The 4,994-nt window shown below is 59.2% G+C and carries 4 protein-coding genes; 2 read left to right on the top strand and 2 right to left on the bottom strand.

The window, feature by feature from the left end; all coding sequences use genetic code 11:
* The coding region (locus LD28_RS0120020; RefSeq protein WP_033138661.1) for an aromatic amino acid transport family protein at window positions 1–531 on the bottom strand (531 nt) is incomplete at its 3' end.
* Window positions 532–1,031: 500 nt separating this feature from the next.
* On the opposite strand from LD28_RS0120020, the gene LD28_RS0120025 reads away from it, so the two are divergent.
* Entirely contained in the window at window positions 1,032–1,970 is a 939-nt protein-coding gene (locus LD28_RS0120025) for a LysR family transcriptional regulator (RefSeq protein WP_050514387.1), read from the top strand.
* 73 nt (window positions 1,971–2,043) lie between these two features.
* On the top strand, window positions 2,044–3,456 hold the full coding sequence (locus LD28_RS0120030) for an MATE family efflux transporter (protein ID WP_033138662.1): 1,413 nt from the start codon (window positions 2,044–2,046) through the stop codon (window positions 3,454–3,456).
* A 169-nt stretch (window positions 3,457–3,625) separates the two neighbouring features.
* Here LD28_RS0120030 and tyrS read toward each other — a convergent pair whose 3' ends face one another.
* Window positions 3,626–4,825, bottom strand: coding sequence for a tyrosine--tRNA ligase (gene tyrS / locus LD28_RS0120035; RefSeq protein WP_033138663.1), 1,200 nt, complete (start codon window positions 4,823–4,825; stop codon window positions 3,626–3,628).
* Between the last annotated feature and the right edge of the window lie 169 nt (window positions 4,826–4,994).

Raw genomic sequence — 4,994 nt, forward strand, 5'->3', positions numbered from 1 at the left:
GGTGATCACGAACGGGAATACCAGCACGCTCATCGCTTTGACGATAACCTGGCCGCCCAGACGCACAACCGCCATCAGACCGAGGATCAGCGCCAGTGACAGAACGGCACGGGGAGGTGCAGACATGCCCAGCTGGTGAACAATCACGCTTTCGACGGTGTTGGTGATGGCGACTGAATACATCAGTACGATCGGGTAGATGGCAAAGAAGTAGAGCAGGGTGATGAATTTGCCTGCGGTCTTGCCGAAGTGCTCTTCTACTACTTCAGTGATGTCGCCATCACGGGTAGAGCCGGACAGCACGAAGCGGGCCAGACCACGGTGAGCGAAGAAAGTCAGCGGCAGCGCCAGGATCAGCATGGCAACCAGCGGCCACAGGCCACCTACACCGGCGTTGATTGGCAGGAAGAGCACACCGGCACCGATCGCGGTACCGTACAGACCCAGCATCCAGACCACATCGGCCTTGTTGATGCCGCGGGAAGTGTTGCTGGCTAAACGACCATCAGCTGCAATATTCATGTCAGACATACGTTGTTCCTGTCATCTAGGAAAAATGGGATTCTTGTTTGTTCGGGCCCTCGGCCCGGTTCCATCTCCCTGGAACGCCTGCTGTCCGTCCTTGCTATTAACCTCTCGCCCTCCGGCAACCTGGCCATCACTCCTTGTGACAACAAGATTGCAACAAACAACAGTGCGAGATTTTGACCCTGAGGGTCGGCGCCCGTCTCACTTAACAACCGATTAACGTGCACCACTCTTGATGGGCTGACTTTAATTAAATGCCCCTATTAATCACAGCGTTTTTTTGAATTAATCAACCAAAGTTTGATTCCGGTCGCCTTTCGGACGACTAAGATCACACTCAAGGCGCCTTATTGTCAGTTTTTTTTAACAATTAAACTTAGTTTCACTGGAATCAATGGCCTGCAGCAAGCTACATTTCCACAACAATCCACCCATTCAGTGCGGATTGTGTGCAGCACGGCCTTGGCGTACCCTTGTGACTCACGCCTTTTTGTTGATTGATAATGACCATTACCCGTACCGATCTCGCCGAACTGGCGGTGTTTGCCGCCGTCGCCCGTCACCGCAGTTTCAGCAAGGCCGCCCTCGAACTCGGGGTCTCCGCCTCCGCCCTCAGCCACAGCCTGAAGGGACTGGAAGAGCGGCTGGGGGTGCGGCTGCTCAACCGCAGCACTCGCGCCGTCGTGCCGACCGATGCGGGCCAGCGGCTGCTCAAGCAACTGCTCCCCACCCTCAATACCCTGGAAGAGGCGCTCAGCGAGCTGACCCGCAACAGCGACGAGCCGATAGGACGACTCAAGCTCTGCGCCCCGCGCGGCGCCATCGACAGCCTGTTGGCACCGGTGCTGATCGACTATCTGCGCCGTTATCCCAGAATGCAGGTGGAGGTGGTGGAGCAGGAGCTGATGCCCCGGCTGATTGAAGATGGTTACGATGCCGCGCTCTTTTATGGCGATCTGCTGCCCAAGGAGATGATCGGCATCCCCCTCGGTCCGCCACAGCGCTATCTGGTGGTGGGCGCCCCCGCCTATCTGGCGGAGCATGGCGCGCCAGAGCACCCGAGCGAGCTGAGCCGCCACGCCTGCATCGGCTATCGCCTCACCCCGCACCATCACTATCGCTGGGCCTTTGCCGCCGACGGCACCATGCTGGAGATCGAAGTAACCGGGCCGCTCACCACCAGCACCCCGGCCCTCTATCTGGGCGCCGCCGAGGCAGGGCTGGGGCTCGCCTACTGTCTGGAAGAGGAGGTGAGTCAAAAGGTCGCGGAGGGGAAACTGCTCACCGTGCTGGAGCCCTGGTGCCCCACCTTTGCCGGTTTCTACCTCTTCTATCCCAGTCGGCACCAGTTGGGCAGCGGCCTGCGCATCCTGATCGACATGCTCAAGGCTCACTACCAAAACCCCGGATTAGTGAGTAATACTCAGCAATTCATCAAGTGAAACCCTGATTATCACCAAATAAGTATTAATCTAGACTAGCTGTTCGATAATCGAGCTCCCCGAGAGAACAGATATGTCTGCCTATTTAACACTGCGGCAACGGGCCATGACCCGTCGCTTCTGGGCTTACGCCCTCCCCTCCATTCTTGCCATGCTGGTCTCGGGGGCCTACTACCTCATCGACGGCATCTTCGTCGGCCACTATGTCGGCGCCGCTGGCCTCGCCGGGATCAACCTGGTCTATCCGGTCATCATGGTGCTGATCGGTCTGGCCGCCATGATCAGCATGGGGGCGGCGACCGCCATCTCCTTCCAGCAAGGGGCGAAAAACGACACGCTGGCCCGTCAGGCGCTGGTCAACGCCCTCTGGCTGCTGGCCGGGCTCGGGATCATTGCCCCGGGTCTGCTCTATTACACCCACACCGATATCCTGCTGGGGCTGGGGATCGAACAGGGCACCGACACCTGGAAACAGGCGAGTGACTACCTCACCTGGATTGGCGGCGGTACCCTGCTGCTGGCCAGCAATCTGGCGGTCCCCTATCTGCTGCGCAACGATGGCCGCCCGAAACTGGCCATGGTGCTGGTGAGCAGCGGCGCCGTGCTCAACATCATCCTCAACTACATCATGGTGGGTCGGCTGGGGCTGGGACTGATCGGTACCGCCCAGGCCACCCTGATGGCAGAGGGTGTGGTGAGCCTGATCGGCCTTGGCTACTTCTTTACCCCCTGGGCCCGGCTGCAACTCACCTGGCGGGATCTGGTGCCCAACCTCCCTGCCATGCCGAACCTGCTCTTTACCGGCCTGCCGAGCCTGATTGCCCAGTTCAACCTCGGCCTGCTGCTGATGCTGCACAACAGCCAGCTGATGGTGTATGGCAATGTGAAGGATCTGGCGGGCTTTACCGTGGCTGGTTATACCGAGGCGGTCTTTATCGTCATCCTGCAGGGGCTGGCCTTCGGCATTCAGCCGCTCATCAGCAAGGCGGCGGGGGCCAAGCGCCATCGCAACCTCAAGTACCTGATGGAGATGGGGCTCAAGTTCACCTTTATCTACGGCATGGTGGTGTGGCTCACCATCCAGCTGCTGCCGGGACAGGTCGCCATGCTCTATACCGGTGACAAGGATCCCGAGCTGCTGGCCGCCGCTATCAGCAGCCTGACCCTCAACCTCGGTGCCATTCCGCTGGAGGGGATCATCATGTTCGGCATCGTGCTGCTGCAATCCATGGCGCGCACCCGCCAGGCGCTGGTCATCTCCATCGCCAAAACCGTGTTGCTGCTGCCGCTTATCTTCCTGCTGCCGCAACTGTGGGGTCGTGATGGCGTGCTGATGGCCCAGCCAGCGACCGTGCTGCTGCTCACCCTGCCGCTCTGCTGGCTGCTGTGGCGCGAGTGGCTGCGCCTGAAAGTGGCCTGCGCGCCAAAAGCCAAACACCACCCGCAACCGGCCCGCCCGCGCGCTGCCGTCCAGCTGGCCCGTTAAGGCCACAGACCTCGCAGTAGCAATAAAAAACCGGCATCCCCTGATGCCGGTTTTGCTATTTGTGCGGCCCGTACACATCGCAAATACAGAGAAGCCTCCACAAGGGAGGCTTCTCTTATTCAACGCATCAGAGTGGATGACCAGTCACCGCGTACTGAGCGATCAGGGCTTATTTGACCGTCACCCGGGCAAACTTGCGCTTGCCAACCTGATAGACGGCGGTACCGGCACCAATCAGTGCCTTACCATCTTCCAGTTTCTCGCCATCCACCTTGACCGCGCCCTGCTTGATCATCCGCAGCGCTTCGGAGGTGGTGGCCACCAGATCGGCCTCTTTCAGCAGGTTGGCGATGGCCAGACCTTCGCCTTCCAACGCCAGTTCGACTTCCGGCATTTCGTCCGGAATGGCGTTCTTGGAGAAGCGCTGGGTGAAATCTTCGTGAGCCGCTTCGGCCGCCGCTTCATCGTGGTAGCGGGTGATGATCTCTTTGGCCAGCCAGATCTTCACGTCACGGGGGTTGAGGGTGCCGGCAGCGATGCCCGCCTTGAACCCTTCGATTTCAGCCAGCGGACGGAAGGAGAGCAGCTCGTAGTAGTTCCACATCAGATCATCGGTGATGGACATGATCTTGCCGAACATCTCGCCCGGGGCATCGTGTACGCCGATATAGTTGGCAGCGGACTTGGACATCTTCTTGACGCCATCCAGACCCACCAGCAGCGGCATCATCAGCACGCACTGGGTCGCCATGCCGGCATCTTTTTGCAGCTCGCGGCCCATCAGCAGGTTGAACTTCTGATCGGTACCGCCCAGCTCAACGTCCGCCTTCAGCGCGACCGAGTCATAGCCTTGCAGCAGCGGATAGAGGAATTCGTGAATCGCGATGGATTGGCCGCCGGTGTAGCGCTTTTTGAAGTCGTCGCGCTCCATCATGCGGGCCACGGTCTGCTTGGCCGCCAGCTTGATCATGCCGGTCGCACCCAGCTCGCCCAGCCAGCTGGAGTTGTACTCGATGCGGGTCTTGGCGGGATCGAGGATCTTGAACGCCTGCTCCGCATAGGTGAGGGCGTTGTGCTTGATCGCCTCTTCGGAGAGCGGCGGACGAGTGCTGTTCTTGCCGGAGGGGTCACCCACCATAGCAGTGAAGTCACCGATCAGCAGGATCACTTCATGGCCCAGATCCTGGAAGGTCTTCAGCTTGTTGAGGATCACGGTATGACCCAGGTGAATGTCGGGGGCGGTAGGGTCCATGCCCAACTTGATGCGCAGCGGGCGCCCTTCCTTCAACTTGGCGACAAGTTCTTCTTCAACCAGAATTTCTTCCGCTCCGCGCTTGATCTCGGCTAGCGCCACCTCGAGCTGGGACATTTTTTGACTCTCCATCACGATTCCACAGGGCCAAACATATTACTGGAATGGCGGGCCAATTGGAAAGGCTGTAAAATCCATCCATTCTGCCCGACTGCATCAACTTTCCATGGTTATTTGGCACGCCTTCAACTCCCTTCCCCACTGGCACCGCAAGATGGTGCTGATT

Source organism: Aeromonas finlandensis (assembly GCF_000764645.1).
Lineage (GTDB): Bacteria > Pseudomonadota > Gammaproteobacteria > Enterobacterales > Aeromonadaceae > Aeromonas > Aeromonas finlandensis.